Source organism: Aquiflexum gelatinilyticum (genome assembly GCF_024741135.1).
GTDB classification, from domain to species: Bacteria; Bacteroidota; Bacteroidia; order Cytophagales; family Cyclobacteriaceae; genus Cognataquiflexum; species Cognataquiflexum gelatinilyticum.
In genome coordinates, this window is record NZ_JANSUY010000001.1 from 1 (window position 1) to 26725 (window position 26725).

Below are 26725 nucleotides of genomic sequence, written 5' to 3' on the forward strand. Positions count from 1 at the left end.
TGCATGGGGATCAGATAATGCAGGAAAATAGGTTTAGCACCTTACCCACGGCTATAAATATTTCGCCCCGATGGGGCTGTTCTCCATAGGAATTTTAATCTGGGGACTTCTCCACCCATATCGGTAATTAAGATTCTCCAACTTAGGGAATCCGTGACCGAAATAACTACGTCCTTGCAATTTCTACCATGGGCTGCGGTGCATGGGGATCAGATAATGCAGGAATATAGGTTTAGCACCTTACCCACGGCTATAAATATTTCGCCCCGATGGGGCGGACTGTTGGTCGAAGTTGGAAACTTATACTTCAAAAAGATTCTCTAATGGAACACCTGTGGGGAGGAGGTCGGCGGACCGGGCCGGCGGTGGGACTGAGCGTGGATAGGATTAAAATTTCTTGCCTCCCGATAGCTATCGGGATGGTTACTTTTTGTGGTAAGACAAAAAGTGACACGAGGATATAACGACTCAAATTTGTCCCAATGACTGAATTTGAAAAATCTTCTCCACCCATTTCGGTAATTAAGATTCTCCAACTTATAAAATCCGTGACCGAAATACCTGCTTCCTTACAATTTCTACCATGGGCTGCGGTGCATGGGGATCAGATAAAGCAGGAAAATAGGTTTAGCACCTTACTCATGACTATAAATATTTCGCCCCGATGGGGCTTTTCTCCATAGGAATTTTAATCTGGGGACGTCCCTCCACATTTCTGTATTGGGGATTCTCCAACTTATAAAATCCGTGACCGAAATACCTGCTTCCTTACACTTTCTACCATGGGCTGCGGTGCATGGGGATCAGATAATGCAGGAAAATAGGTTTAGCACCTTACTCATGACTATAAATATTTCGCCCCGATGGGGCTTTTCTCCATAGGAAATTTAATCTGGGGACTTCCCTCCCCAGTTCGGTATTGGGGATTCTCCTACTTATAAAATCCGTGACCGAAATACCTACTTCCTTACAATTTCGACCATGGGCTGCGGTGCAGTGGGATCGGATAAAGTAGGAAAATAGGTTTAGCACCTTACTCATGACTATAAATAGGTCGCCCCGATGGGGCTTTTCTCCATAGGAATTTTAATCTGGGGACTTCCCTCCCCATTTCGGTATTGGGGATTCTCCAACTTATAAAATCCGTGACCGAAAGACCTACTTCCTTACAATTTCGACCATGGGCTGCGGTGCAGTGGGATCGGATAAAGTAGGAAAATAGGTTTAGCTCCTTACTCCGGACTATAAATATTTCGCCCCGGTGGGGGCTTTTCTCCATAGGAATTGTAATCGTGGGACTTCCCTCACCATGTCGGTATTGGGGATTCTCCTACTTATAAAATCCGTGACCGAAAGACCTACTTCCTTACAATTTCTACCATGGGCTGCGGTGCATTGGGATCAGATAATGCAGGAAAATAGGTTTAGCACCTTACCCATGGCTATAAATATTTCGCCCCGGTTGGGGCTTTTCTCCATAGGAATTTTAATCTGGGGACTTCTCTCCCCATTTCGGTAATTAAGATTCTCCAACTTATAAAATCCGTGACCGAAATACCTACTTCCTTACAATTTCTACCATGGGCTGCGGTGCATGGGGATCAGGTAAATCAGGAAAATAGGTTTAGCACCTTACCCATGGCTATAAATATTTCGCCCAATTCGGGGCTTTTTTCCTAGGGTTATTTAGTCAGGAAAATTATCAGAAAAAAAGGGGCAAGGCCCCTTTTCTAATACTATTGTAACCTAAACCTGATCGGAACCCGCATCTTTACTTTTACGGGAATCCCTCTGTTTCTGCCCGGCAACCAATTCTCGGCTGCTAATATCACCCGCAAGGCTTCCTCATCACATCCTGCACCGATTCCTCTGACAAGCTCCACATCCTCAATCTGTCCAAGTTTGTTGACTACAAAAGAAACATAAACAGTTCCCTCGACCCCCATCCGCCTCGCTTGGGTTGGGTATTTTAAATTTTTGGACAGGAAGCTATTCCAAGCTTCCATTCCCCCCACAGGTTGTGGCATTACTTCCGAAAAATCTACAGTTTCATCTGCAATCTCTTTTTCAGGCTCTATTTCAATGGTTACTTCGGGGTTTTTATCCTCAGGATCTACCTCAATCTGGAAGTCTGGCAAATCTTTGATTTCGATATCGTCCGGGACAATCTCAATGACCGGGTTTTTGATCTTTGGTGGGGGAGGAGGCTGCAATACCTGAGGGATTTCAGGGATATCTTCCTCCCTAAAAAGGATGTCCTGCCCATCGATGATGATGTTGTTGATCTGTGCTGTTTTCCATTCAAATGCCAAAAGGGTAATGGAAATACTGATGCAAAGACCGATGTTGAGGAAATATCCTCTCTTTGGCCTTAAATCTGCAGAAGGATTTTTCTTGGTTTCCATGGTTGTAAAGTTTAGTGTTCATGAATTTAAATATTGCAGGCCAATATTTTTTCATTTTAACTAATTTTACAATATTAAAAAATGTTAAAAAAATAAGGGGCTTTAAGCCCCTTATGTATTTTATCCAAGTTTGAATCTGATCGGAAGTCTCATCCTAACCCTTACAGGGCGGCCTCTTTGCTTGCCCGGAGTCCATTTTGGTGCTCCTTTGACTACCCTGAGGGCTTCTTCATCACAACCTCCTCCGATACCTCTGAGGAGCTCTACGTCCTGCACAGTACCGTCAGTGTTTACAACGAATACAACATATACAGTTCCTTCTATACCCATACGTCTAGCTTGAGTAGGATATTTGAGGTTTTTCCTCAAGTATTCATTCCAAGCTTCCATACCACCTGGGAATTCCGGAGAGTTTTCAACAACGTCGAAGATCTCATCTGCTTTTTCCACCACAGGTGCATCAGCTATGATAACTTCTTTGATTACTGTTTCTTCCTGAACATCCACGTCGAAGTTAACCTCGATTTTTTCTTCAATTTCAACCTCATCAGGAATTTCCTGAATAACCGGCTGCTCAATCGGCGGTGGCGGTGGCGGTGGTTGTTCTGTGATCGGAATATCTAGTAGTTCTTCAAATTCATCGGTAACACTACCTAGATCTTTCAAATTCCTATCATCATAGGATTTATATTCAAAAGCAAAAAGGCATAACCCGACGCTAACTGCTAATCCAAGATTCAGGAACATTCCTGTTTTTTTGGATAAATCCGCTTGTGGCGTCTTTTTAGCTTCCATGGTTGTTAATTTATTAGGTTAATAATTTTTTGACAGATTAAGAGAAAACAATTTTAGCCATTTATTTTAATTTTTACAAGAGATGAAATTGCCTTGCATAAAATTTATAAACCATTTAGCCTAAATTTTTCTCTAATTTTTGGTAGGTGGGATCAGATCTATATACGTTTTTTGATAGCCAAGCGGTTTTGATGGGGGTAAAATTTTTCCCAAGTATATTTTCGGATTCAAATCCTGCAATCTAATATCCTGCAGGTTCAATTCCATTCGGTATTGAATTACCCGCCTACTAGTTCGGAATATTCTTCAAATGACAAAAGATCCGATGGGATATCTCCGGAAAATTTCACCTTGATCATCCATCCTGACTCATATGGGGATTCATTTACAAGTTCTGGGGAGGATTCAAGATCTTCATTGAACTCTATGATTTCACCTTCCAAAGGCATAAAAAGGTCAGATACAGTCTTCACAGCCTCAACGGTACCAAAAACCTCACCTGCTGCAATGGTTTCGCCGACAGTTTCCACTTCGACATAGACGATGTCTCCAAGTTCTCTCTGTGCAAATTCTGTAATACCAATCACAGCAATGTCATTTTCAATTTTGACCCATTCGTGGTCTTTGGTGTACTTGAGCTCTTTTGGAAAATTCATATCGGTTTTAATTTTAAAGTGTCCAAAAATACAAGGTTTCGACAAATGTAAAAACCTATTGGGCTAAATTAAATCGTAATTGTCCACCAAAGGCTGTAGAACTTCTACGGAAGGCTGTAGTGACCCTTGGGTCATTGATGGTCCGATCAAAATAGATGGTGATGTTTAGACTTTTGCTTACGATATAACCGATGGTAGGCCTGATTTGAATGTTCAGGTTGCCATTGGTCACTGTGCTTCCTTCATCGATTTTGCGCTGGACTTGCCTCGTATCGACCACTTTGGTACTTAATCTAAACTGCAGGTCATTCTCCAGTATTTCCTGTCTTCCCTGGATTTTAAACGGAATTTTTACCCCTGCTTTGGTATATCCCAAGTCAAATCCAAAATCCCGGCTTGTCTGTTCTGTAACCTGGGCATTTGAAAAGTTCAAACCCAAATTCCTTTCCGAGTTGTACTCCATGACGATGTTGAGTCGGTCTTTTGTCAATAGATTCACGCCAATCAAAGGTGCAAAGCGCTCTGAAAGCACGACCTGATTGAGGATGAAGACCGGTATGTATTCACCGAATTCGTTGGTGAGGTTTGCTCCCGGAAAATTCCTGATGCTGTTATATAGTTCCAAGCCTTTACTGTAAAGGAGTGAGTTGGAAAAATTACTTACATCATAGGTCGATGAATATACATGGGTAAGGCTGATGCTTGAGAAGTACTCCTTTAGCGCCGGTATCTGGCTGAGTCCTTTGTAATCTACTCTCCAGTTTGGAATCGGAATTTTGGGAAAAGGATTCAGGTCAATGGTGTTTGGATCCCGCCCTGAGTAGGCCGACAGGAAGGAAAGTGTCAATACATCCTGACCATTCAGAGAATACTCCCCACCCGGATTAGTTGCATTCAGTCTTGACTGGATGATGCTTCGGTTTTGTTCAAAATCTGTAAACAATGGGGAATTGTTATTTTGGTCATCTCTGGCCAAAGTTGTCCTAATGATGGAATAGGTGATGCTGTAAGCCCCGGAGCGGTTTGGACTCAGGGAATTGAATTCACCGGGATTATCGGAAGAGTTTCTGAAGATTTCTGTGTAGTCCCCGGTTTCCCTTTTTTTAGCCTCAAGGGTGATATTAAAGTCTTTGAAGGGTACTACCAATCCTGTTATTTGAAGGTTTTTGGTCTGGTTTTGCCGGAAGAGTTGGGTCATCTCAGTGCTTGGCGCCATGAGACTGCGGTCTGCCAAACCTAATCTGATATTAGGATCCTGGGCACCAAAAATAAAACCAAAGCCCGGGTTCAAGAAACTTCTGTCCAAGCCGAGCAGGCCTGTTTCTCCCATGTATCCAGGCAGGAATGTTCCTTCCACAACGGAATACCTGAAGTTGATATCCTTGATCATGGTGAGGAATTGGATGGTTTTTCTCGTGAACGGCGTGCCAATGGTATCTTCGGCAATGACGGCCGTCCTTCCCGGAATGCTTGGGCGCTTTGGTGCATTTAGGGCCTTGTATTTGGCACTTTTGTTATAGAGTTTGACAAAGTCAAGTTTGCCGACTATGGATTGGTCTCTTGTGTTTTGGATGACATTTCCCAAAGTATCCCGCTGCCCGATCGCACCGGTCAGCCATGAATAAGTACTGGCATATTTATAATCCATACCTATCCAATCCAAAGCCCCAATTTTATCAAAAGGCAGCTTGTAATTGATGTTCAGCTGGTGGTTATAATTGGTAGTCCTTCCAAAGCTCCTGATGTTGTTTCTCAATGAATCTCTTTTGGCTTCAGAGTCAATGTCTCCATCCGGTTCATCCACGACTGCCATTACCCGACTCAGGTAATCTACTCTTAGATTTTTGGTCAGGTCCCAGTTGAGGTTATAAGTCCGGTTGATGAAGAAGCTTTTTTGGAAGAAAGGATCTACACCGTCGATCGTCAGTTGGTCATTTCGGTATTGGGTTCGGAGAAACCGCCTGTCCACATCCACCCGTGCCGCAAAGGAGGTAGGGACAAAGTTAAAATTCATATCCCTTATCAGGCTGAATTTTTCGCCGCCTGCCCAAGAGGAATTTTTAAAAGGTTCCAAAACAACCGGCTTAGGCTGGTACACATAGGCGACATTTCCGAGGTAAGTCTCAAAAAGATAGCTTTCTGTATTGATGTTGCTTTGCCGGACGGAACCGTGGGCGTAGGAGAAGGAGAAATTGCTTAAATCATAGACCCGGGTCTTCTCCTGATTGGGATTTTTGTTTTTACGGACATTGGTAAATCCTATATTTCTCCTCGTCATTTGATCCAATACCTGATCGCGATAGATTTCCCTTTCCGAATCATTTTGGAATTTTTGTAGCGCAAGATCAAAAAGGACATCAGGGTTTAAAGGGTCAAATTGGGGCTTGGTTGTGGCATTTTCAAAACTGATGTACATCGGAATCGACACATTCAATCCTTCAGGAAGGATTTTATGCACATTGACATTGGCAGAGATGTCATATTGGGTTGCGGCAGTCTGGGCTCTTTGGGAAAGTCTTGTCTCTAGGCCTCCAAACCCAAACGTATTGTGTCTTACCGAAGTGGAGACAGTAGCGACATCCGCAATCTGTGCATTAAGCCGGGCATTGGCGGCCCATCCGGTGGATTGTTTGAAACCTGTCAATCTCAATTCATTGGCCCAGATACAGATCGACTTGGAAGCACCGCTGCCACTTCCCGGATTTCTGATTCCGATCATCATTCCCTGCACGAGGCTGAGTTCAGGCCTGCCCACTACAGTTACCCGATATTGTCTGATATCTTGGGAAAAAGCAAGGTTTAAAGGTACACGCCTGTTGTCCCTTTCAATTTTGACTCCGACTATTTCATTGATGGCAATGTCGATTTCATTTTCCTGTGGCCAGATCTGAAGAGGGTCACGGGTACCTTTTGGGGTGATGTTGAGAGGAACTTCTATTTCATAATAGTTGTCTGTGTAATCTGTTCCCAACCTCAAAAATGCTGTCAATTCCCCATCCTGAGCATCTTCGCTGTCGGCATGGATAAACATCTTCATCCTTTCAAACTGCACCATGTCCAATGAGTTGGCATTTTTGAAAACTGCGCGGGCATCTTTTGCCTGAAGGTCTTCCACACACAGTCTGATAGACTGCTCATTTAGCACCCTTTCTACTGAAGCAAGGTTGTCCCGGTCTCTGATGATACCCGGAGGCAATACATAGGGGCTTTGTGTGGCACTTCCTTGTCCATTGTCTTCGATGTTGACCACGTCCACACTGAAATTGGAATTATCAGGTTCTGGGATTTCAAAAAATCCCCTTTCATACAACGATTCCAAAAATACCCGCCATTGACTTGCTACCAAGCGGAAGTTTGCCATCCTGAGGACTACCGGCTGCTCAAAATCCGTCAGGTAGGTTCTCATATAGCGGATGGATTTAAATCCTGAGATTTCACCCTGAACCCTGTCCGGGGTCCTCACGGGAATTCTAAACAGGTACCAATCTACCCGGTCACCGCTTTGGCTGGAAGTAACCTTGTCTACAATGTAGTTTTTACCAACTTCCATTTCTCCCTTTCTGAGGTCGATTTCGTATTCGTAGTAGGCTTCCAGTTCATTGACGGTATTGTCATTGTTAAGGTCTTCATTGTCTGGAAGGTTAGACCCGGCGGGGACAAAAGACAGGTTGCTGTTATTGGAAATAGGAGTGTTCCCATCCATCCCATTGAATTTCTTATACCTTTCCAGGATTTTGATGTCGTTGTTGTCAAAATTCTGGTCCAGATAGTATTGAAAATTATCCGCAGAAGGGTCATTTCTGATACCTTGCAAGGCTTGGGGACTGACGTTCAGCCTGTCAATGAATCGGGTTCTGAAGAAATCTTCTTCTTCCTCATTGCGGAGACCGTCCATACCCACATCTTGGTTTACCCTTGACTCTGGAGAATTGTCAAAGGCAGGGATCAAAAATTGTTGTTGGGTGATTTTTCCCCATTCAGTGACATTGGCATTATCGGGATTTCCATCTGCAGGAAGTCCGTTTTCAAATCCGTGGCGGCCATCTCTGATGACATCTTCTGATACCTCACCTAGGTTAAATATCAATTTTCCGCCCGTGGTATTGTTCTGATTGAATTTTCCATCCAAAACCCGTCCATTTTCCCCTTCTATAAACGGATCCAACAACCAAAATTCAAGGTATTCTATATTGGTCCTGTCAAAATCCACCTCTGTGGTGATCGGCCGGGTAACCCCACCATAGTTTTGCTTTGGATTCGGAAGCAAACCGTCTGAATTCAGGTTTGGATTGTAATTATACATTCCCCTTTCACTTGGAAAATAGGCAAGTTCAAAAAGGGGTTCAGGTACCACAATGACATCACGGTCTCTGTTTTGGAAGATTTCCTGAGGCAATACCCTTCTAACGTAATGGTTGATCCGGTCAGCTTGGTTGATATTGGAAGGGACATCTGCACCACCTTCTCTATAGAAAATGTTGTCAATATTATACCAAGCAACTTTTGCTCTTCTATAGGCATTTCCAAGTCTGTCAGCTGTAATGGCGCTTAAGTCAAAAAGGTTGTTGTCTGTTTTTGGTGTCGAAGCCAAATGCCAGGTCTGTGCCGCTGAGCCTCCAAGGCTATAAGGTGTAATGGCTGTTTCGAAATCATCAATGTAGTTGGTAGGTTCGCCCAATACCTGATTGGATGTACCGGGAAGAAGCTGTGCAAATTCACCGCTGACCTGGATCAGTGATTTTTCTTTGGTGTCTGTAAAGGGAAGTGCATCGGCTAGCTTGGTCAGGAACCTTGACTCATCACTGAAATTGGCATCCAATCCCCACATGCTGTTCCTGAGGGTTTCATTTCCTATGGCAATTCTGGTGATATTGGGACGCTCATTCAAATACAAAAGTGTACCTCCGATATTGAATTTTTCATTGAGAATATATTCCACCCGAGTCCCCAATAGACTTCTGGTCTGGAAAGACACCAAGTCGGCCTTTTCAAAGCTGATAGAAATCCTTTTTCCGGATTGGAGAATCCCCTCATTGATGATATTGACCCGTCCAAAGTTGTAATCGACTGTAAAATCCACCCCTTCAGCCAATGGGATATTTCCGGCCATGACGATTACTGATCCCGGTGAAATATTGAGGCCCGGCAATAATATTTCAGAAGCAGATCCAGCTGTAAGTCTTCCTTTAATAAAAAACTTATCATACCTGGTCACCAATTCCGCATCGGCAAGCGTAGTCCGGTAGAGTGTGTCAAAGACATATTTATTGGCAAGATTGGCTTCATTGGGTAAAAAAATATCCCTTAGGGTCTGACCAAATGGTTCCAATACAGGGAACACCAATAGACCACGTTCGGGAAAAATGGTTATCTCTGGTATAAAGTCAAAGTTTCCGTCAGGGGCAGGGTCATTTTGGGGGTTGAGGTTATCAAGTCCTGTGAGTCTGATCAGAGGCCTGTTTTTCACATTTTCACCTTCCAAAAGAGTAGGGTTATCCAAGCCTGTCCTGTCATCACGATAGATGACCTGAAGCTGAAAACCGTCCTGTTTGATTTGATTGGCATTGAGGTTATAGACGTTTTTCATCATCAAATCCCAAGTAGGAATCCTGATATTGATCCTTGCCGGTCTGAGCATTTTCAAAAATATCAGGTCTGAGATCGGACGGTTCTGGTAGTCTTCCGAAAGTTCACCTACTTTATAAACTTGTCCATTATAGGTGTATTCGAATGAAACAGCTAAAACTTCATCATTCTGAAGCCTACGCGAAAGTGAAATGTAACCGAGTTCTCTGTTGAACTGATATTCTGTCGGAGCGAGTTTCCTTGCACCGTTTACCTGTTCGAAGTCTATGCCCCGTGTCAGTCCGAGGTTGGATTCTATTGCCCCCGAACCGGTATCAAATGGCCTGAATGCAGGATTCCCATTAAGGTTATCAAAAAGAAGATTGGCTTGGTTGAATGCCGGTGCGCCAGGATTTCCTGTTCCAATACTTGGATTTTCGGGTTTGTATATCCTCCTGCCTTCACCCAAATCTATGAATGCCGTAAAATTCCGCAGCGTTTCTGTATTTTGGGCACGGTTCATTATATAGACTTCCACCCTTGTGATATTGAGTCCTGAGAGTATTTGGGGCAAGCCTCTCAGCCACCTTTCATAATTGTCTCTAAAGAAATGGGCTAGAAAAAAGTGTCTGTTTTCATCATAGGAAGATCCTTGGATCTCAAATTGCCTACCTTGACCCCCTGCTTCAATGACGAGTTCATCCCTTCTACCTCTTTGGGTAGAAGCCACGCTAGTCACAAAAAGTTTACCAAACTGAAGCTGGGTTTTGACCCCGAAAAGGTTTTGGGCTCCCTGAATCAAACTGTTTTGAACAGGCATACTGACGTTGCCTATTTCAATGGATTTGATGATGTCTTCTTTGAAACCGGTATATTCTGCCTTGAGTTGGTTTTGGAAGTCAAAAGAATTGTTGGAGTCAAAGTTGGCTCCAATTTTCAATTTTTGGCCCAAAGTACCGTTGACGGCCATTTGGATCTGTTGGTTAAAATTAAAATTCCCGTTTTGTTGCTGCCTGACAGGGATGGAGGGGTTGTCGATTCTTCTAAAAATGGCACCAAGGTCAAGATCTACAAATCCGGTTGGAATAATGTTTATCTCATTTCCACCAAATATTCTGTCCAAACTTGGGCTTGTGGTAATTGGGGGAATCAGATTTCTACCACTTACAGGGCTTTCCCCATCTAGACCCTTGGACCTGCTTCTCCAATACTCCTGCCTTACCCGGAATTCCTGAATCTTGGAAAATTCATCAAAATCATACAAAACCCCAGGTTCAATTTCTGTAGAATCAACTTTTTCCTGGATCCGGTATCTTGGAATGGAATCCATCTCTACCTGAATCGATGGCTGGGCAGGATTCATCTGGTAAAAAGGAGAGTATCTGGGTAGGTATGGGTTCTGGTTTGGGTATAGAGGATTTGTCCTCATATTCTGCCAAAGCAAAAAAGAGGGGAGCATTCTCCTTTTATTCAAAGAATCAATTCTGCTTTGTATACTGTCAGGTCGGGTTATTACGCTGTCAGCATTGATTTCCTGGGCTTGTATATTACTAAAAATCAATAAGCAATAGACCAGAATCAGAAGACCTATTGGTTTCAAGAGAGGTGTTGCGCTTTTTTTTGAAAAAAATTGCGGATACAAAAGACAGTCGGGTTTTTGATGATTACGGGTTTTTTAAAGATGCTTTAATTAATTCTTCCAAAGAAATTTCCGGACCGGTTTTTTTCAAAACTGTTGCAATGTTTTTTTCTGCAACGGCTTTAGTAAACCCTAATGTCAGCAAGGCTTGTAACGCCTCTTCTTTTGTTTTATTGTTACTTTTTGAAAATGCGGAGGTCTGTATTACGGAATCTGAAAATGACTCTTTTTTGATTTTATCCTTCAATTCAAGGATGATTCTTTGTGCTGTTTTTGTGCCTACGCCTTTTACATTTTGGATGGTTCGGGCATCTTCATTTACTATAGCACTTTCCAGTTCCTCCGAACTTAATGAAGACAAGATCATGAGTGCCGTATTCGGTCCCACTCCTGATATGGAAATCAGGTTTAGAAACAGTTTTTTTTCTGATTCCTGACCGAATCCATATAAGGTATGCCCATCTTCTTTGATACTTAAATAAGTGAGGAGCATAATTTGCTCCTCATCTTTGATTTGTGAATAGGTCTGCAGGGAAATCTTTACCTGATACCCTACACCTGAAATATCGATAATGACAAATGTCGGGTCTTTGTAGGCTAATCTCCCTTTTAAATATGCAATCATGCTTTAGTCCTTGGTTTGGGCATCTACCACTGCGATAGCTACCATATTGATGATATCCCTTATTGAACTTCCAAGTTGTAATATATGAACAGGTTTGTTCATACCCAACAGTACCGGTCCGATTGCTTCCGCATTTCCCAATTCTGAAAGCAGCTTATAAGCAATGTTTCCTGAACTTAGATCCGGGAATATGAGGGTATTGGCTCTTTGTCCAATCAGAGCGCTGAAGGGATAAGTTTCTTTTTGGATATCTTCATTTACGGCTACGTTAGCCTGCATTTCACCTTCAATGACAAGTTCGGGATATTTGGCCTTGGCCATTGCAGTGGCAAGGGCTGTTTTGGAAGCCACTTCACCTTTTGCAGAACCGAAGTTTGAATAAGAAAGCATGGCAACCCTTGGTTCAATATTGAAGAACCTTACACCGCTTGCTGTAAGGCCGACGATTTCTACCAACTGATCAGCAGTTGGGTTTACATTGACGGTAGTGTCAGAAAAGAAAAACGGTCCTTTTGAAGTATTCATGATATACATCCCTGCCACTCTGTTTACCTCAGGTTTTACTCCGATTACCTGTAGTGCCGGAAGGATGGTTTTGGGATAATCCTTGGTAAGTCCTGAAATCAAAGCGTCTGCCTCACCCATTTCTACCATCATCGCCCCATAATAATTTCGGTCTTTCATCAACCTGATACATTCTGCAGGAGTAAGGCCTTTTCTTTTTCTCTTTTCGTAAAGAATGTTTCCAAAAAGCTTCAGTTTTTCCTCATCCATATAGGGATCTATGATCGTTACCCCGGTCAGATCCAGGTTATGCTCCTCGATCAGAGAGTCAATTTTCTCTTTATTCCCCAATAAAATTGGAATTGCCACACGCTCATCTCTCAATAATTGGGAGGCTTTGAGAATTTTCACATTGTCTGCCTCTGCGAATACGACGCGTTTCGGATCTTTTTTGGCTCTGGTGACTACCCGCAGCATGAGTCTTTGGTCTATGCCAATTCGCTCCTGCAATTCGAGGTTATATGCTTCCCAGTCAATAATCAGATTTTTTGCCACTCCTGAATCCATCGCAGCTTTTGCTACAGCAGGAGCAATGGTAGTAATCAGCCTTGGGTCCAATGGCTTTGGAATCAGGTAGGTTTTCCCAAAAGTGATTTTATTGTCGCCATAAGCCCTGTTTACAATATCAGGAACAGATTCCTTTGCCAAAGTCGCAATGGCCTTTGATGCCGCAAGCTTCATTTCCTCATTGATAGAGGTAGCTCTTACATCAAGCGCACCTCTAAAGATGTATGGAAAGCCAAGTACGTTATTTACCTGGTTGGGATAATCTGATCTTCCTGTGGCCATGATGATATCGTCCCTTGTAGACATGGCAAGGTCATAGGCGATTTCGGGATCAGGATTGGCCAAAGCGAAAACTATCGGGTTGTCCGCCATTAGCAATAGTTGCTCAGGACTTACTGAATTTGCAGAAGATAATCCAAGGAATACATCTGCGCCTGTCATGGCTTCAGTAAGTGTATGCAAATCCTTTGAGGTAGCAAACTCTATTTTTGTTGCATCTAAATCTGGTCTGTCCTTCCGGATTACTCCTTTTCTGTCACACATGACAATATTGTCCGGGTTTACTCCCAATGCCATGTAAAACCGGGTGCAAGCTATGGCTGATGCGCCGGCACCATTTACTACCAAATGTATTTCTTCGATTTTTTTGTCTACAACTTCAAGGGCATTTAACAATGCCGCACCGGAAATAATGGCTGTCCCGTGCTGGTCATCATGCATGACGGGAATGTTCATTTCCCTTTTGAGTGTCTGTTCTATCACAAAGCATTCAGGAGCCTTGATGTCTTCAAGGTTGACGCCTCCAAATGTCGGCTCAAGGGATTTGATGATGTGAATCAGTTTGTCAGGATCGTTTTCAGCGATTTCAATATCGAAGACATCGATCCCTGCAAATTTTTTAAAAAGGACACCTTTTCCTTCCATTACCGGTTTGGATGCTTCAGGGCCGATATTTCCCAATCCAAGTACAGCAGTTCCATTTGAAATAACAGCGACGAGGTTTCCTTTTGCGGTATATTTATAAACGCTTTCTTTATTATCGGCTATCTCTAGGCAAGGCTCAGCGACGCCTGGGGAATAAGCAAGGGCCAGGTCTAATTGGCTGGAAAGAGGTTTGGTAGGTACTACTTCGATTTTTCCGGGTTTCCCCTGTGAATGGTAATTTAAAGCGTCTTGTTTTCTGATTTTAATTGCCATAAAGGTTTATTGTTAATAAGGATCAGCTAGCCTTTTCTTTTTCATCCAAAAGATCAGTAGCCAATAAGATGGTTTCTATTTCGCGGATCGCTTCGCGGTGTGCCTCATTTGGATAGTATACAAATCCCTCCATATAATAAAGCTTTCCTCTCTTGGAATCCACAATCAAATAAGACAAAAATGATCCGCCCATGCTGAGATTGTTGGTCTTCCATCCGCCCCGTATTTCTACCCCAAAATTATCCTTGATCAGGAAATTATTAAAGAGGGGAGAAGGATCTACCCTTTCGATGGTCAGGTAGGAATTTTGGTTGTTTGGGTCTCCAAAGATGTGTTTTTTGGTTATTTTTTCGCGCAAAGCTATAATAGAATCCGGAAAAGCCTGCTGTTCGGAGTTATAATCTGTAACATAAAAAAACAGGCTGATGTCTGCCCTACTTGTATTGGGTGTTGGCTGTCTCAGCCATAGGAAGTTATCCTCGGATTTTACTATCTGATAGGATGCAGGAGCGTTAATTGCCAATCCCAACTTCTCTGATGCGACTCTTGCTTCTGAACTTTTCCGGCTCATCAATACTTTCTCCAACCTTTCTCTTTCTCTGACTTGGAACAGATTTCGGAGTTTGTTTTTGTTTTTCAGGATATTTTCAACGAGTTGTGGCTCATTGTTACCAAACAGGTAAATGACTTCTTGACCTTGGGCAAATTCGTCTTCACTTCTCAACAGATAAAGACTTGGATCATTGGCTGCTTTTTCTTTTGCCTCTTTTGTAAATATCGCATTGATATTTTGACTCCCCATTTTTTTGTCATCAAAGGTTGTCACAAAAATAATATTGGTAGAGGTCTTAAATATCCTTGACATGGCACTAGGATCAATCTTACGGATGTCAAACATGCTCTCTCCGCGGATCAATCCCGGCACATCTGATTGAAATACTTCCCTTAATGCATCACCGACAGGACCATCCCACTTAGCAGAATCAATTGCCAATACAATTTCCCCGATTGCGCCTCTTGCCTTGGGTTTGGTGGAGGATGATCCTTCACCTTCTTCACAGCTCCAAAAAGCGAAAGAAGCAAGTGTCAGAATTAAGGATAAGGTTATTTTTTTTAGATTTTCCATAATAAAATAAATTATCGTTTTCAATTTAGGAATAAGAATAACCAGGAAAAAGTTTCACAATCCAAATTGACTAGCCGATTTTTAATTTTTGTCCCGGTTTGATTTGATTGGAATTGAGGTTGTTGAGTTTTTTGATCTGCTCAATGGTTACGCCATTGAATTTTTTGGATATTATCCAAAGTGAATCGCCCGGCTGAACAGTATAAAATTGGTTGGCATTGTCCAAAGTGGAATTGTTATTGGCTAGATTGGAATCAAACGAACCCCCTTTTTTATAAATAGCCAGTTTCTGTCCCACCTTTATGGTATTTGAACTGAGGTTATTCCAATTTTTAATATTGGTCACAGTAGTTCCATGTTTTTGGGCGATTGTTCCCAAAACATCACCCGATCTCACCACATAAGTGATTTTGTCCTGATTGGAAGGAACTTGGCTAGTTGTCGCTGCAGCTACAGGCTTGGAAATATTGGAAGTGGCAATGGAATTTGTCCTTAATGCGACTGATCTCTCGGAGGTCAACCTGACAGCATCAGAGAACTCCTCTTTGTTTTCGGTGATAAACCCGGCTTTTGATTTGGGCACATTAACAGCCATAAACTGATTTGAAACAGGAATCATCCTGTTTTGTACCGCAGGGTTCAGGTACTCGAGGTCTTCAATACAAATTCCCGAAATAGCTGCTAGCTGCTCCAAATCCAACTCCTGATTGAATTTGATTTTTTCGTATGCAATGGGGTAGGTTGGCTGTTCTAAGATGAGGTTATGGTCCTCAGCATATCGCATGACATACATCATCGCTTGAAATTGAGGAACATAGCTTCTTGTCTCTTTGGGTAAGTAGTCATAAACTCCCCAAAAAGTTTTTTTGCCACCTGATCTTCTGATTGCTTTTCTGACATTTCCGGGCCCGCAATTGTAAGCAGCAAGTGCCAATTCCCAATTTCCAAACATCCTGTAAAGAGACTTGAGGTATTTGGCTGCTGCGTCAGAGGATAACTCAGGGTCCATTCTCAAGTCTACATCCTTGTTGTAATCCAATCCATACATTTTGCCTGTGGCAGGCATAAACTGCCAAAGACCTAAAGCACCTACACGTGATTTGGCTTTAGGATTCAAACCTGACTCTATGATGGAAAGATATTTGATATCTTCCGGCATCTCATGGTCCAAAAGAGCTTGCTCAAACATCGGAAAAAAAACATCCTTCCTCTGAATGACCATTTTGGTATATTCCCTGTTTCTTACCACAAAGTAATTGATGAAGGAGAAGATCCTTTCATTCAATTCAAAAGGCATATCCGTATCCATAGCTTGAATCTTCTTGGCTACCTCATTGTAATTAAAATCAGGTATATGTTCAAAATGATAAATGGGGGCAATAGTTTCCTCTTCTATTGTCGCATTATTGATTTCGAATAATTCCTGGCTTAAAGCCTCTTTTTGAGATAGAATAAGAAGAAAAAAAATGGATGTCAGAGAGATAGATAGATTTTTCATTGCCGGGTGATTTTGAGTTAATTACTGTTTAATTCCATCAGATAATTGCCAAAAGCATATAATTCAGCCTCTTTAAATGAATTTGCCATAATCTGGATCCCGATTGGCAAGCCCTTACTGTCTGTACCGTTTGGAAGTGATAAAGCAGGAACTCCTGAAACTGAAGCCTGAACTGTAAATAAGTCTTCCAAGTACATTGCAACCGGGTCATTGCTATGTTCACCAAACTTAAACGCCGTCGATGGCGTAGTTGGCATAATAATATAGTCAAATTTATTTAATACTTCTTCAGTATACTCTTTAATTAATCTCCTGACCTTCTGTGCTTTGGTAAAATAAGCATCATAGTAACTTGCGCTGAGCACAAAAGTACCGAGCATGATCCTTCTTTTTACCTCTTCTCCAAATCCTTCAGATCTTGTCATTTTATACATACTTTCAAGATTGTGGGCCTGTGGGCTTCTATAGCCATATTTTACACCATCAAATCTTGACAAGTTGGAACTTGCCTCAGCAGTAGTCAGGATATAATATGTTGGTAAGGTGTATTTCAGTAATGGGAAATGAACCTCCTCTACCTGATGCCCTTCCTGTTTTAGTTTTTCCAAAACTGCCAAAGTGTTGGCTTTGATCTCAGGCTGTAGCGCCTCTGATTCAATGGTTTCCGTGATGTAGGCGATTTTTGCTCTTTTTCCAAAGTGCAACAATTCGGAATAATGGGGTACGGGTTTTTTGGAAGCCGTACTGTCAAAATTATCCGTTCCAGCCATGATTTCCATGACAAGGGCATTGTCCCTTACGTTTCTACTAAGAACCCCGATCGTATCAAAAGATGATGCGTAAGCAATCAATCCCCAACGGGAAACTCTGGAGTAGGTAGGTTTGATTCCGACAAGGCCGGTAAAAGCAGCAGGCTGCCTTACCGAACCTCCTGTATCTGTTCCCAAAGAAACGGTACACAAGTTGGCTTGTACAGCTACGGCAGAACCTCCGGATGAACCTCCCGGAACCCTGGTTTCATCTGCGGCATTCAAAACTTTTCCGTGGGCTGAATTTTCATTGGAACTTCCCATTCCAAACTCATCACAGTTGAGCCTGCCGATAATGATGGCATCTTCGTCAATCAGACGTTGCACGGCTGTCGCAGTAAACTGGGATTTGAATCCTTTGAGGATTTTGCTGGAAGCGTTTGATTCGTGGTCTTTGTAGACCAATACGTCTTTGATGCCGACCACCATGCCGGCTAACCTACCTGCTTTTCCTGAAGTGATTTTCTCATCCACCTTTTCGGCTTGAGCCAAAGCGGAATCCTTATAAACTTCAACGAAGGCGTTGAGGTGCGCCTTCGTTTGGATGTTTTGTAGATAATAGTTTACAATCGCTTTACAATCGGTTTCCCTATTTTCAAGCGACTTTTTAATGTCGTCAAATGAAAGGAATTTTTCCAAGGTGTTTTACTCTTTGATTCTGATTATTCTTTTTTCTTTTTTTCCTTGAGACCTTCTTCAAGGTCATCCTGAATCTCCTTGGTGGCATCTTTGAACTCTCTGATTCCTCTTCCTAGTCCTCGTGCCAATTCAGGGATTCTTTTGGCTCCAAATAGCAGAAGTATTACTACTATTATCAAAATAATAGATCCTCCGCCCATGTTTTGCAAGAAACCCAATGTAGTCATGATGGTATTGTTTAGATTTATGTGATACAAAGATATAAGAGTGCCTGTCTTACACAAAGGAAACCTGCTCCCTTATACTGCTTTTTTTATAAATATACGATTTAATTGTTTTATCGACCAGCTAGCCAAGATGATGGGTCCATGGGTTGTAATCCTTTCCATGTTTCGAAGTGGACTTCAGCCACCCCTTCCTTGTTGGTATAAACCTGTCCCAAGACCTGCTTGGCTTTCACTTTATCACCGGATTTGACAGAAACCACTTTCAGTTTGCTGTACATCGTGTAGTACTCCCCGTGTTTTACAACGATAGTGCCTCCATATCCTGGAAGTGTAAATATTTTAGTGACTTCACCGTCAAAAACAGCCCGGACATTGGAATTGGGCGTGGTCTGAATATCTACTCCATCATTGTCTTCTGTGATTCCTTTTAGGGTGGGGTGGGGATGGGTTCCGTATCTTTTGGTCACAAAACCCGTTTCTACCGGCCATGGAAGCTTACCCCTGTTGCCTGCAAAGGAACTTGACAAGGCGGCAGCCTCTGGGGTCAAGGGAATACTGCTGCCTGAAGATTTTGAAGCTGTGCTGTTTTTCTTCTTTGCTTCAGCCTCAGCCAGCCTGATTTCTTCTTCAATGATCTTTTTGATCATGCTGTTGAGGTTTTCTTGCTGTTTTTTGGCGGCGGCAATTTTTTTTCTTAAATCCTGTTCTTGCTTGGAAAGGTTGTTAACAATCCCCTGTTGTTCCCTTTTCTCTTTATCAAGCTTTTGCTTTTGTTCCTGTTCTTTGGTCAGCACCACCTGCTTTTCTTTTTTCTTTTCTTCCAAAAGGTTTTTTTGGAATGCCAATTCGGTGGTTTTTTCATTGATCAGTTCTACCTGCTTCCTTCTGGCATCAGAGTATTGTTTGAGGTATTTAAGCCTCATATAAAACTGCTTGAATGTCTTCGAGCTAAAAATAAATGCGGTCATTGTCATGCCGGAATTCAACTTTGAAGAGGTATAAACCATTCCTGCATATTCCTGTTTTAGGTTTTTGAGGTCTGTTTCCAATGAGCTGATGGCCGTTTCTGTTTCTTTGATTTCTCTATTGATCAGGGAGACTTCATTGCTAAGTGTTCGGATAAAAGTTATCCTTGTCTGAAGTTGTTTATTGACCACATTTAATTGACCGACAGATGCCTTTTTGGTGTCTGATGTCTTTCTCAACATTTGGTCAAACTCGGACAAGCGTTTTTGGATATCTGCCTTTTCTTTTTCCAATTGTGCCCGCGTTTTTTTTGTCTGGGCATTGGCATCTGCAAAGGGATATCCCAGTGACAAAATAAAAAACAGTAAGAGTACAATTTTTATTTTCATTGTTTAAAAATGAAATGGAAAGGAAAGGGCTTCACTTTGGAATTCTATCCGGCTGAATTCAAGATGAATGATGGCGTTTTGAAGTCCTTCTGAGGAATTAAACGAAAGTTTAAGCAACATCTTGTTTGGGAAGGCCTGACCGTTAACATCTTCAAAGGTAGGGTAACTGGCCATAAATGCTCCCATGTCGTCAAGTCTGTTGCTGGAAAGTTCTACGACTTTGCCATGGTTGGTGCCCACCCTAGAGTGATATCTCACGCCCTCCCGGACTTGGGTAAGTTCAAAATATTTTCCAGAACGGAGAAGCCTATCTCTGTAACTAAATTCCTGTGGTACGTTGGCGAAAAGCAGATTTTGAATCAATGGCAGATCCATTTTGAGACCATACCTGTCCATCATTTCGATAAAACTGATATTGATGTCTTCTCCATTTATCCGGTCTTTGATTCGCATTTTGTCAGAAGTGACCATTCCCCGGATCGCTTCTACTCCCAATCCCGGTGTAATACTGAACCATAAAACACTGTCTTTTTTTGCCCGCAGATTGATGGTTCCTTTGGTTACTTTGCCGTTGGATTCTTCCAAGACTATTCTCCCTTTGGCACTTAGGTATTGGAATTCCAAATAATTAGGATTGAATTCCTGCATTATCTCATCCGAGGTATAAAGATTTGTCTTTTTGGCACATCCTGAAATGAAGACTATAAAAAGAAATAATGAAGCTATTAAAGGCCTAATCATAATACTTTTTATCCTTTATTTTTTTTAATAAAAATTCCGAAGTTTCTTCCCCACCTTCTGCCTTCTTCCAATATGCAATGGCTTCATTGCTGTTACCCAATAGGAATAAAATGTCTCCATAGTGTTCCAGCATCACCCCGCTTGGAGATTCCTCATACTTCAAAGCAAGTTCCATGTATGTCTTTGCTCCTTCATAATCTTTCAACTGGAACAGAACCCAAGCATGTGTGTCGAGATAAGTGGCGTTTTTTGGAAATCTTTTCACCAGCTGTTCTGACATTTTCTTCGCTTTTTCGAGGTCTTTCTTGGCAAGAGAAAGGTAATAAGCATAATTGTTAAGGACATGTTCGTCATCCGGGTTCACTTTCAATACCGCATCATAGGCCTCAAAAGCTTTTTCTGTTTTTCCTGTCAAATGGTAAGCATCTCCCAATTGTCCGTTGACCAATAGGTCGATCTGAGGATTTTTGCCAGCGTTGACTTCAAGTGCTTTATTGAGAGAAGTTTCAGCCTCAGGACCTTTTTTAAGTGCAAGTTTGGCTGTGCCATCAAAAAACCAAAATTCAGGTTTCTCGGGAAATTCATCCACTGCAGTCGATGTCAACTCCTCAATTTCAGTAAAGTCTTTTCCCAATTCAAACATGGTAGTGATGACTCCTTGCAAGACCTGGGCATTTGAAGGATTGATGCTGATTGATTTTCTGTAAAGTTCTAAAGCTCCTTCTCTGTCACCATTGAATAATTTTTGGTCGCCCAATACTGTCAGTACATCTGCATCATTGGGATGGATTTCAATCAGGCTTGAAGCAAGGTTTTCCAAAAGCGCATCCCTTCGTGTAGACTTGGTTTCCTGCAGGATTCCCGCAAATGCCTGGGCTTTGACCTGGGATTCCAGGTCCGGATTGGCAAAGGCCGCCTTAATTGATTCCTCTGCTTTGTCAATTTCCCCTTTGTCTTTGTACAAGGCATAGACCGCCATTTGAAGGTCAGGCTGATTGGGAAAAGTAGCCAATGACTTTTCAACATGCTCAATGGCCTGATCTGTTTTTCCGTTATTAAAGAGGATTTCAACCAGATTGATGACGAACTGTGAATTACCGGGCTGAGAATCTATCAGCTTTTCTCCTTCAGCAATGGCACTGTTGAGATCGTTCTTTCGAAGGTAGATCCGCTGTTTTTGTGTTGTGATCTGTGCAGCCATTCCATAGTATTCTTCTGCTGCTGTGAGGGCTTCCAGTGCTTTGTCAAAATTTCCCGCCGCCAGATACAATGAAGCCAGATCGAGGATATAATTTTGATTTTCTTCCGAATTGGCCATAAGCTTCTCCAAGATCTCAGCTGCCTTTTTTGGTTCGCCTTTTTTGGAAAAAACTTCTGCCATCACCAGGTTGTAATATTTATTGTCAGGATCCAATTCCACAGCTTTCAACCCATATTCCAAAGCTTTGTCAACTTGGTTTGCGCGGAGAAGTATTTCCGCTATTTTAAAATTGATGGCAGGTTGCTCCGGACTAAATTCTTTTGCTTTTTGAAAATAAAAATAAGCTCTGTCAAAATCTTCCTGCATCAAAAACCGCTGTCCTTCAATAAAAAGTCTCGAAGCCTGTGCTTCGTTCAATTGTTTTTTTCTTTCCTTTTTGGAAAGTTTTTCTTGGGAAAAACTGCTGAAACTAAGCAGCATTAACAGTGAAAGGATAAATGGTATTTTGATAATTTTGATCACAGGTGAGTCCTTAAATTCGATTTTTTATTCAGTTTCCAATAAGTGAGGGCATCATCAGGGTAGTGGGATGATGGGCGGATTCCTCATGAAATTGACTTTCTCCCATTTAACGCAAACATAGTACCTTTTTGTTCTTTTTGGGAAAAGGCAAATTTTTGAAACGGCTCAAGTTTCTGATTATTGCCTTTCAGTTATCGGATCAGGACTTCCCTGTACTTCCATATCCGCCGGCACCTCTTTCGGTTTCAGAAAGGGTTTCCGCGGTATCCCATTGGATTTGTTCGTGCTTGGCGATCACCATTTGTGCAATCCGTTCACCGTCCTGCACCACAAAGGTTTCATTCGAGAGATTGACCAGCAAAACCTTGATTTCTCCCCTATAATCCGCATCCACTGTTCCTGGAGTATTCAACACCGAAAGGCCATATTTGAATGCCAAACCACTTCTGGGTCTGATCTGCGCTTCATATCCTGCCTGTAATTCAATGAAAAGACCCGTCCCTATCAGCTTCCTTTCCAAAGGTTCCAAGGAAACAGGTTCATCAAGATTTGCCCTGAGATCGAGACCTGCAGCCAAAGGTGTCTGGTATTCCGGTAATGGGTGTTTGGATTGGTTGATTACCTTGATTTTCATGGTTTTCTTTTTTTCAATGGATTGGAGAACTTTCGGAGTTCTTCTTTTTCAAGCCACAAAACTACAAGAACAAAAACAATCACAAGGCTATTTCTTGTAATAAATTGAAGAACAGCCTGATCTATTTCCAAGAAAAATCCCAGATAGCTCAATCCAAATGCCAAAAGGAGATAAAATAAATCTTTGCCTTTTTGATATGGTATTGGGAAATATTTTTGCCCGAAAAAGTAACACACCACAGCCATTATCAAATAGCTCAACAAAGTACTCAATGCCGCTCCCATATAGCCTAATACGGGAACCAATGCAAAAATTACAACCACCGTCACCACGGCACCCAAACTGGTAATGTAAAAGCTATACTTCGTCTGATCCGTCAGCTTAAACCAAATGCTGAGATTGAAGTAAATCCCCAAAAACAGGTAACCCAAAAGTAATACTGGAACAATGTAAAGTGCCTCGCCATATCCTTCTCCCCGCAAGAAAAAGCCGCCAAGAATATTCAGATTGACAGACACTGCAACCATCAGCAGAGAGCAGAAAATTACAAACGCATGCATCACTCGGGCAAAAAGGGCAGGGCTGTTTTTGTCTGTAGATTGGTTGAAGAAAAACGGTTCGGCAGCATATTTAAATGCCTGAATAATCAGGTTCATAAAAATGGCCAATCGGAAATTGGCTCCAAAAACCCCTCCTGCTTCTCTTTGGGTCAATCCTTCGTAGAAGTTTTCTGGCAATACATATTCAAACAATCCCCTTGAAAACACTTCATTGGTCACACCCGCCAAGCCCATAAACAGCAAAGGAACCGCATAATGCCACATAGGTTGCAGGATTTCTTTGTCCATCCCAAATACAAACTTTCCTGACAGCTTAAACAAGACCGGAATCATCAGCGCATTAGCAAGCAAGTTGGAAAGTAAGATGTATTCTATGCCCCAGTCAGAATTGTAAATGGTATTGACAAAAGGCTGCAAGGAAGACAGCAGTTCTCCATTCCACACGTGAAAACAGAATACGATGAAGAAAATATTGAATCCCACATTTAGCAAAATATTGCCAAGCTTGGTCAGGGCAAAGGGAAGGGCTTTATTTTCCTTCCGCAACTTCGCATAAGGCAAAGCTAAGACTGCATCAATGGCCAAAATCCAAGCCATCCAACGGAACAGGTATTCCTGACCTTCGTATCCCAGCCAACTTGCCAAAGCCGGCGCACTGAAATAGATAATAGCTCCCAAGGAGATTGAAGTGGTAATAAGCAAGGATTGGATCTGGGCAAAAACTTTTTGTGGATCGAGGCTTTTTCCAGTGGCATAGCGGAAGTAAGTCGTCTCCATGCCATAAGTAAAAATGATATTTAGGAAAGCTATAAAGGCATAAATCGCAGTAAAAGAACCCAATTCTTCTTTGGCAAGGTATGCGGTATATATGGGAAGAAGTAAAAAATTAATGGTCTTGCCAAGGATGCTGCTGATGCCATAGATGGCTGTCTGTCCTGCAAGCTTTTTGAGTTGACTCATTTTTTAAAAAAGAAAAGGGGACTTACTCCCCTTTGAAAATTGGTTTTCTTTTTTCAAGGAAAGCAGAAGTGCCTTCTTTATAATCGCCTGATTTGACACATCTTGCAAAGCTGTTTGCCTCAGTCTGGTAGCCGTCCTCATCCTGCACAAAGACCGAATTGACACAGTCCACAATCATTCCTATGGCCAATGGCGCTTTGCTCATTATTTTCCTGATGATTTCCTCTGCCTTGGAAATAGCTTCTTCCTTGGTAGGGAGGATATGATTCACCAAGCCCAAAGATTTGGCCTCATCTGCTCCGATCATGTCTCCGGTCATCATCAACTCATTGGCTTTTCCCCTTCCGATGAGGTAAGTCAGCCTTTGGGTTCCGCCATATCCTGGAATGATTCCAAGATTCACTTCGGGCTGTCCGAATTTTGCTGAGGAAACCGCGATACGCATATGGCATGCCATTGCCAATTCGCAGCCACCACCCAAAGCAAAACCGTTGACTACTGCGATAACAGGTTTATGGCAGTTTTCAATCATGCTGAATATTTCCTGTCCGTTTTCTGAAAACTTCCTTGCGTTGAGTTCATTGATTTCAGCAATTTCGCTGATATCTGCTCCCGCGATGAATGCCTTGTCGCCTGAACCCGTGATGATGACTGCTTTGATGTCCTTGTTGTCAGAAACTTCGGTGAAGATTTCCCTGATTTCACTTAAGGTCGCAAAATTAAGTGCATTCAATTTGGATTCCCTGTTGATGGTCAAATACAGAATGCCAAGTTTTTCTTCGGAGAGAATATTCTTGCTGTCAGGCATGATTATAGGTAGATGTGGATATCAAATATACAAGCAAGGCATTCATTCCCCAAGCATTGCCCTGAAAAATACCTCGAAGCCCAACTTGCCTGCACTTATCCCATGGGAATTCCCTGTGCAATTTATGGTCGCCATTATGCTAATTTATGGAAGGTCACAGAGGCTTTCGGCTTATTTTCCTATTTTTGCGGAGTAATCCAAATAAAACTAACTTCTTTTATATATGTCGTCAAAAACAAAAATCACCGTAGCCTACGGGGATGGTATAGGTCCCGAAATCATGAAAGCCACACTCGATATCCTCGAGGCGGCAGGCGCGCAGTTGGAATATGAGGTAATTGAAATCGGGGAACAAGTTTATTTAAAAGGAATCAGTTCAGGAATGGAGCCGGGTTCTTTTGAGTCTTTGAGAAAGACAAAGGTCTTTTTGAAATCCCCAATCACGACTCCACAAGGTGGAGGATTTAAAAGTTTGAATGTGACTACCAGAAAATCATTTGGTTTGTTTGCCAATGTAAGGCCTTGTAAGGCTTTTTCGCCATTTGTAAAAACCTATTTCCCAAAGACTGACTTAGTCATCATCCGTGAAAATGAGGAAGACCTATATGCAGGAATTGAACATAGACAAACCCAAGAGGTGTACCAATGTTTGAAATTGATTTCTAAACCAGGATCTGAAAAAATCATCCGCTATGCCTTTGAATATGCCAGGAAATATGGACGTAAGAAAGTGACCTGCATGACCAAAGACAACATCATGAAATTAGCAGATGGCTTGTTTCATAAGACATTTTTGGAAGTAGCCAAGGAATATCCTGAAATCCAGACTGACCATAAGATCATTGACATAGGGACAGCTTTGATAGCTGAAAGACCGGAGATTTTTGATGTCATCGTGACATTGAACCTCTATGGAGATATTATTTCAGATGTGGCAGCACAGGTGACAGGGTCTGTTGGTTTGGGTGGTTCGGCCAATGTAGGAGAAGAAGTAGCCATGTTTGAGGCGATCCACGGTTCGGCGCCTGACATCGCAGGTATGGATATTGCCAACCCGTCAGGATTGCTCAATGGCGCCATCATGATGCTTGTGCATATCGGCCAACCGGAAGTCGCTGAGAAAATTTCAAACGCTTGGATGAAGACGCTTGAGGATGGTATCCATACCGGAGACATCTACCAACCTACACTTTCTTCCAAAAAAGTTGGCACAAACGAATTTGCAAAAGCAGTCATTGAAAGATTGGGTCAAGTGCCTTCAAGTCTTATCCCTGCAGTTTTTGATAAATCCGCCACTGCACCTATGCAAATCAAATTGAGTCCGGTTACCAAATCCAAGAAAGAACTGATTGGAGTGGATGTTTTTGTGGATTGGGATACGGTGAGGAGAAATCCTGATGTCATCGGGGAGAAGTTAAGAAAAGCAAATGCCGATGGACTCGTACTCCAATTAATTACGAATAGGGGTATCAAAGTATATCCTGGCGGGATGGCGGAAACATTCTGCACTGACCATTGGAGATGCAGGTTCCAGACTGCGGGTCAGTCGGTGATCACCCATAAGCAGATTTTGGATTTGCTTTCCCAGATCGAAGCCTTGGGTTTTGACTTTATCAAGACGGAGCATCTGTATGCTTTTGATGGGGTCAGGGCTTATAGCCTGGCGCAGGGAGAGTAAAGAGGGTTTGAAGG

17 protein-coding genes are annotated in these 26725 nt (G+C 42.3%); 1 reads left to right on the forward strand and 16 read right to left on the reverse strand.

Annotated features, from left to right (window positions below):
- Positions 1–1736: 1736 nt before the first annotated feature.
- The 16 genes from NU887_RS00005 to NU887_RS00080 all read right to left on the reverse strand — a co-directional run bounded on the left by NU887_RS00005 (position 1737) and on the right by NU887_RS00080 (position 25033).
- A complete protein-coding gene (locus NU887_RS00005) occupies positions 1737–2405 on the reverse strand; it encodes an energy transducer TonB (RefSeq protein WP_258421296.1) in 669 nt (222 codons plus the stop codon).
- Positions 2406–2525: 120 nt separating this feature from the next.
- Entirely contained in the window at positions 2526–3200 is a 675-nt protein-coding gene (locus NU887_RS00010) for an energy transducer TonB (protein ID WP_258421297.1), read from the reverse strand.
- A 278-nt stretch (positions 3201–3478) separates the two neighbouring features.
- A complete protein-coding gene (gcvH, locus tag NU887_RS00015; RefSeq protein ID WP_258421298.1) occupies positions 3479–3856 on the reverse strand; it encodes a glycine cleavage system protein GcvH in 378 nt (125 codons plus the stop codon).
- Positions 3857–3911: 55 nt separating this feature from the next.
- On the reverse strand, positions 3912–10784 hold the full coding sequence (gene sov, locus NU887_RS00020) for a T9SS outer membrane translocon Sov/SprA (protein WP_258421299.1): 6873 nt from the start codon (positions 10782–10784) through the stop codon (positions 3912–3914).
- 301 nt (positions 10785–11085) lie between these two features.
- Complete coding sequence (gene ruvA / locus NU887_RS00025; protein ID WP_258421300.1) at positions 11086–11685, reverse strand: Holliday junction branch migration protein RuvA; 600 nt, start codon at positions 11683–11685, stop codon at positions 11086–11088.
- Between the two features lie 3 nt (positions 11686–11688).
- Positions 11689–13953 (reverse strand): NADP-dependent malic enzyme, encoded by a 2265-nt coding sequence (locus NU887_RS00030; RefSeq protein ID WP_258421301.1) that lies wholly within the window; start codon positions 13951–13953, stop codon positions 11689–11691.
- 22 nt (positions 13954–13975) lie between these two features.
- Positions 13976–15079, reverse strand: a complete 1104-nt coding sequence (locus NU887_RS00035; protein ID WP_258421302.1) for a DUF4837 family protein — start codon at positions 15077–15079, stop codon at positions 13976–13978.
- A gap of 70 nt (positions 15080–15149) precedes the next feature.
- Positions 15150–16577, reverse strand: a complete 1428-nt coding sequence (locus NU887_RS00040) for a lytic transglycosylase domain-containing protein (protein ID WP_258421303.1) — start codon at positions 16575–16577, stop codon at positions 15150–15152.
- A gap of 17 nt (positions 16578–16594) precedes the next feature.
- Positions 16595–18025, reverse strand: coding sequence for an Asp-tRNA(Asn)/Glu-tRNA(Gln) amidotransferase subunit GatA (gene gatA / locus NU887_RS00045; protein ID WP_258421304.1), 1431 nt, complete (start codon positions 18023–18025; stop codon positions 16595–16597).
- Between the two features lie 23 nt (positions 18026–18048).
- Positions 18049–18252, reverse strand: a complete 204-nt coding sequence (gene tatA / locus NU887_RS00050) for a twin-arginine translocase TatA/TatE family subunit (RefSeq protein WP_113925911.1) — start codon at positions 18250–18252, stop codon at positions 18049–18051.
- 110 nt (positions 18253–18362) lie between these two features.
- A complete protein-coding gene (locus tag NU887_RS00055) occupies positions 18363–19607 on the reverse strand; it encodes a murein hydrolase activator EnvC family protein (protein ID WP_258421305.1) in 1245 nt (414 codons plus the stop codon).
- 3 nt (positions 19608–19610) lie between these two features.
- Entirely contained in the window at positions 19611–20348 is a 738-nt protein-coding gene (lolB1, locus tag NU887_RS00060) for a lipoprotein insertase outer membrane protein LolB1 (protein WP_258421306.1), read from the reverse strand.
- Positions 20341–22029, reverse strand: a complete 1689-nt coding sequence (locus tag NU887_RS00065) for a tetratricopeptide repeat protein (protein ID WP_258422034.1) — start codon at positions 22027–22029, stop codon at positions 20341–20343. The genes lolB1 and NU887_RS00065 overlap by 8 nt, the downstream gene beginning before the upstream one ends.
- 241 nt (positions 22030–22270) lie before the next feature.
- Positions 22271–22705, reverse strand: coding sequence for a dUTP diphosphatase (gene dut / locus NU887_RS00070; RefSeq protein ID WP_258421307.1), 435 nt, complete (start codon positions 22703–22705; stop codon positions 22271–22273).
- The gene (locus NU887_RS00075) at positions 22702–24225 is read right to left on the reverse strand and encodes a lipopolysaccharide biosynthesis protein (RefSeq protein ID WP_258421308.1); all 1524 of its coding nucleotides are present in this window, start codon (positions 24223–24225) and stop codon (positions 22702–22704) included. Before NU887_RS00075 ends, dut begins: the two co-directional genes overlap by 4 nt.
- Positions 24226–24247: 22 nt before the next feature.
- The gene (locus tag NU887_RS00080) at positions 24248–25033 is read right to left on the reverse strand and encodes an enoyl-CoA hydratase/isomerase family protein (RefSeq protein ID WP_258421309.1); all 786 of its coding nucleotides are present in this window, start codon (positions 25031–25033) and stop codon (positions 24248–24250) included.
- 223 nt (positions 25034–25256) lie between these two features.
- On the opposite strand from NU887_RS00080, the gene NU887_RS00085 reads away from it, so the two are divergent.
- Positions 25257–26711, forward strand: a complete 1455-nt coding sequence (locus NU887_RS00085) for an NADP-dependent isocitrate dehydrogenase (RefSeq protein WP_258421310.1) — start codon at positions 25257–25259, stop codon at positions 26709–26711.
- Positions 26712–26725 lie beyond the last annotated feature (14 nt).

What these genes read in the sequence shown, in the direction of transcription:
- NU887_RS00040 (WP_258421303.1), bottom strand. Translation starts at nt 16,577, where the DNA reads ATGAAAAATCTATCTATCTCTCTGACATCCATTTTTTTTCTTCTTATT.
- NU887_RS00085 (WP_258421310.1), top strand. Translation starts at nt 25,257, where the DNA reads ATGTCGTCAAAAACAAAAATCACCGTAGCCTACGGGGATGGTATAGGT.
- lolB1 (WP_258421306.1), bottom strand. Translation starts at nt 20,348, where the DNA reads ATGATTAGGCCTTTAATAGCTTCATTATTTCTTTTTATAGTCTTCATT.
- dut (WP_258421307.1), bottom strand. Translation starts at nt 22,705, where the DNA reads ATGAAAATCAAGGTAATCAACCAATCCAAACACCCATTACCGGAATAC.
- NU887_RS00065 (WP_258422034.1), bottom strand. Translation starts at nt 22,029, where the DNA reads ATGCTGCTTAGTTTCAGCAGTTTTTCCCAAGAAAAACTTTCCAAAAAG.
- NU887_RS00010 (WP_258421297.1), bottom strand. Translation starts at nt 3,200, where the DNA reads ATGGAAGCTAAAAAGACGCCACAAGCGGATTTATCCAAAAAAACAGGA.
- NU887_RS00080 (WP_258421309.1), bottom strand. Translation starts at nt 25,033, where the DNA reads ATGCCTGACAGCAAGAATATTCTCTCCGAAGAAAAACTTGGCATTCTG.
- gcvH (WP_258421298.1), bottom strand. Translation starts at nt 3,856, where the DNA reads ATGAATTTTCCAAAAGAGCTCAAGTACACCAAAGACCACGAATGGGTC.
- NU887_RS00005 (WP_258421296.1), bottom strand. Translation starts at nt 2,405, where the DNA reads ATGGAAACCAAGAAAAATCCTTCTGCAGATTTAAGGCCAAAGAGAGGA.
- NU887_RS00030 (WP_258421301.1), bottom strand. Translation starts at nt 13,953, where the DNA reads ATGGCAATTAAAATCAGAAAACAAGACGCTTTAAATTACCATTCACAG.
- ruvA (WP_258421300.1), bottom strand. Translation starts at nt 11,685, where the DNA reads ATGATTGCATATTTAAAAGGGAGATTAGCCTACAAAGACCCGACATTT.
- NU887_RS00035 (WP_258421302.1), bottom strand. Translation starts at nt 15,079, where the DNA reads ATGGAAAATCTAAAAAAAATAACCTTATCCTTAATTCTGACACTTGCT.
- tatA (WP_113925911.1), bottom strand. Translation starts at nt 18,252, where the DNA reads ATGACTACATTGGGTTTCTTGCAAAACATGGGCGGAGGATCTATTATT.
- NU887_RS00055 (WP_258421305.1), bottom strand. Translation starts at nt 19,607, where the DNA reads ATGAAAATAAAAATTGTACTCTTACTGTTTTTTATTTTGTCACTGGGA.
- sov (WP_258421299.1), bottom strand. Translation starts at nt 10,784, where the DNA reads ATGAATCCTGCCCAGCCATCGATTCAGGTAGAGATGGATTCCATTCCA.
- NU887_RS00075 (WP_258421308.1), bottom strand. Translation starts at nt 24,225, where the DNA reads ATGAGTCAACTCAAAAAGCTTGCAGGACAGACAGCCATCTATGGCATC.